The organism is Dokdonella sp., from assembly GCF_049593775.1.
Classification (GTDB): domain Bacteria; phylum Pseudomonadota; class Gammaproteobacteria; order Xanthomonadales; family Rhodanobacteraceae; genus Dokdonella.
Genome location: NZ_JBAWHJ010000172.1, coordinates 1 through 3,053, shown reverse-complemented (window position 1 = coordinate 3,053; position 3,053 = coordinate 1). Strand labels below are relative to the sequence as shown.

The 3,053-nt window shown below is 60.2% G+C and carries 3 protein-coding genes and 1 tRNA gene; 2 read left to right on the top strand and 2 right to left on the bottom strand.

All coding sequences use genetic code 11. The features are described from left to right. Together WBP53_RS05970 and WBP53_RS05965 are read left to right on the top strand one after the other, a co-directional pair. Window positions 1-761: hypothetical protein (locus WBP53_RS05970; RefSeq protein ID WP_423926918.1), on the top strand; the 761-nt coding region annotated here is incomplete at its 5' end. A 16-nt stretch (window positions 762-777) separates the two neighbouring features. Continuing rightward, window positions 778-2,148 (top strand): hypothetical protein, encoded by a 1,371-nt coding sequence (locus WBP53_RS05965; protein ID WP_423926916.1) that lies wholly within the window; start codon window positions 778-780, stop codon window positions 2,146-2,148. A gap of 200 nt (window positions 2,149-2,348) precedes the next feature. Here WBP53_RS05965 and WBP53_RS05960 read toward each other — a convergent pair. Together WBP53_RS05960 and WBP53_RS05955 are read right to left on the bottom strand one after the other, a co-directional pair. Next, a tRNA-Arg gene (locus WBP53_RS05960) sits at window positions 2,349-2,425 on the bottom strand. 179 nt (window positions 2,426-2,604) lie between these two features. Then, window positions 2,605-3,053, bottom strand: a 449-nt coding sequence (locus tag WBP53_RS05955; protein WP_423926914.1) for a SphA family protein, incomplete at its 5' end; no start/stop codon positions are given.

The window sequence follows — 3,053 nt, the reverse complement described above, 5'->3', positions numbered from 1 at the left end:
AGGCGCTGATCAATATTTCAGAGATCCAGGCTTTTGGTCCCACTCACTCCGACCCGCCCACGTATCCCCAGGCGGTGTGCCAGCCGGCCCCCGGCACCGGCCTGTTCCTGGCCAAGGTCTGGAACCCGGTTGACGCCGGCTATCAGAACATCGAGGAGCGTGGCGAGATGATGTGGGCGGGAACCAATGCTGCGAATTATCCGACCGGCGTGGTGCTTCCCAACGGCAATGCGTGCATCAACCATCCTGGTATCCGACAGACCACCATCTGGAACAATCTGCGCATCGGCAATTCCGGCATCACTCATTCCTGGGACTCGACCTCCAACACCTCACAGACCGTCGGCAGCTACGGCGGCATCGAGTCGGCTACGCGCGTCGGAGCCGATCTCGAACTCGAGCTCGGCGGTTCCTATGTCTACGCGGTGGCAGGGCTTTCCTATGAATACTCGTTTGGCGTCACCCGCGAGAACCAGTCAGTCAGCTACTGGGGCAACGGCTTGCAAATCGGCGGCTCGGTCGGCGGTTTCGACAACGAGTATCAGAGTCTGGTGTTGCGCTGTGGCTACTTTCCGCATCCATATGCCTACCAGCTGACGGATCGCGGCAGCATCAACTACCAGCATGATCTGTACGTGGTCGACTATACGGTGGCGCAGCCCGCCAACGGCACTGCCTGGCAACGCGGTTCGGTACCGTCGGAATGCTATGGCATCGACAGTAGCAACGACATTGTTTTCGCTGACGGTTTCGACGGTTGAGGGGGCCGTTAGCATCATGAAGAAGAACATCCCAATCCTGCTTTTCGCATCGATGATCAGCGTCGCTGCCAGCGCCTCGGCACAGACCCGCTTCACATCCGACGCGCTGTTCGTCCGCGTCGGGCAGGAACGCAGCACGGTGTTGCAGCTTTCGACGACCGTGCATGAAGCCATCCCGGCCAATCCCGACTCCGGTCAATCCTATCCGACGCGTGCTGGCACCTGGTTGCAGCTGGGAAACGCCGGCAATCAGCAGGCTTCGATCCAGAGTGTTCGCCTGTACGCCTATGCGCTGACCACGAGTGTCCAGCACCGCATCAAGGCAAAATTCCGACTCTGGAATGCGCACGATGGCAATGCCGAGCCGGTGTTTGACAGGGCCGCGGAATTCATCGTCGATTTGACCGCCTGCCCGTGCAATTTCGAAGCAGGTCAGGCGTACTCCATCGACATCGACCTGCCCAAAACGGTGTTCACCGAAGGCACCGAACTCGGCTTCAGTCAGCTCTGGCTGGCCGATCCGGGCAACGGCGTACTGACGGTATCGAGCGAACTGGTGCCGGCACTGGACCGCAACGGCATTGTTCCCGTCGTGGGCGGATCGGTTGCCGCCTACGGCAATGCGGGTCGCAGTCCGGAAGATCTCGACTTCATTCCGGAAGATTCGGTGCCGGCAGCCTCGATCGGGCTGGCGTTGTTTGGCGAGCCGCTGAATCTCGATGTATGCACCGGAGCCAATGGCTTCCAGCACCAGTTCCAGGAAGAGTTCGACAATCCAGTCCAGTTCTTCCAGCGTTGGCAGGCAACCTCCAACTTCGGTCAACTGTCGATTGGCAGCGGCTATCTCGCGCTACGTGCGCCGAATAGTGCAGGCCAGTTTCCGTATATCGCAGCACGACCCGCGACCATCGTGATTCCGCCCAGCGGCAATTTCATGGTGCGCTGGATTGCTGAGTTCACCGGAGTCGGAACATCCGGCAATGGTGAGATGGTGCTCTCGCGCGGCACACCGTTGAACGGAAACGATGCCGGCAGCGTGCCGACCGCGATGCGTTCCTGGCAGGACAGCAGTGGCTACTACATTTACACCGGTACCACCGCTGGGACGCAGCAGGTCGCCGCGGGTCAGGGCGCCACGCGCCACGATATCGCTTACTGCTGGGTCAACGGCAATGTGGAACTATGGAAGGATGGCCAGATCCTGATGAGCCAGACGGCACAGCCCGCGCAACGTCCGGATTCGCTATGGATCGGCAACCCGGTGGTTGCCGGCTCCGGCCCCTGGAATCCCGTCTCGGTTCGCCGGGTCTGGGTGCGCGGTGATCAGCCGACCCTGACCGACCTCATATTCCGTCACGATTTCGAAGTGCCGCCCGGCAGTCGCTAGACTGCTCGCGGGCCAATCAGACGTGGTCTCGGATGCCGCCAACGGACACAGAAGCAGTCACACGAGGTCCTTTCAACTACTGGCGGGCTGTAAGAATTGGCAAGCCACACCACGTTTTCTCGAAACGAGCCTGCAACGGATAAACCGGTCAAGAGCATGGCCACGAAATGGTCACGAGTTGCGAAAAGGCAACGAAGGATTGGCGCGCCCGGAGGGATTCGAACCCCCGACCACCGCCTTCGGAGGGCGGTACTCTATCCAGCTGAGCTACGGGCGCCCATGTGACATTGCAATGGGAGGGCGCTGGCCGAAGCCGGAAGGTTCGCAAGGGCGCCGCCCCGGATTATACCCCAGCAATCGGCGCTTCCTGCAGTATCGTGCAGTGATCATTTGCTCTGCTCGGGGTTGGCATCATGCCAGTTCGGGTCCCTGACCAGGCGAGAGCGGGCGCCACTACTACTTCAGCGGAATCGCGAGCGTGGCGAATACCGCGTAACCCTCCACGCGATTCCTGGCCCAGAATTCGTAATAGCCTCGCAGGTTGGCGTAGGCCTCCTTGCCACCCATGGCAAAGACATAGCCCACTTCGGGACCAATTCCGGCTACGCGAGATTTGAATGAGCCCAATTGGGCGCCCGATCCGCTGTCGCCGGTCAATTGGTAGTAGACGTAACCCGCCACTCCCACCTGCCAATTGGCCGAGAGGAATTGCGAAGCCGCCCAGTCAAGATGCGAATCGACGCCGTTCTTGTAGTGGGTGTCGTCGTTTTCCATGTTGTATGTCAATCCCAACACGGCAGAAAATTCACGCCCGGTCTTCTCGTCGAAGTAGGTATAGCCACCGCCAACATCCACGGCTCCATGCCCGATTCCAAGATTGGCGAGACGCTGGCTGTTGTAGGCAC

What these genes read in the sequence shown, in the direction of transcription:
- WBP53_RS05965 (WP_423926916.1), top strand. Translation starts at nt 778, where the DNA reads ATGAAGAAGAACATCCCAATCCTGCTTTTCGCATCGATGATCAGCGTC.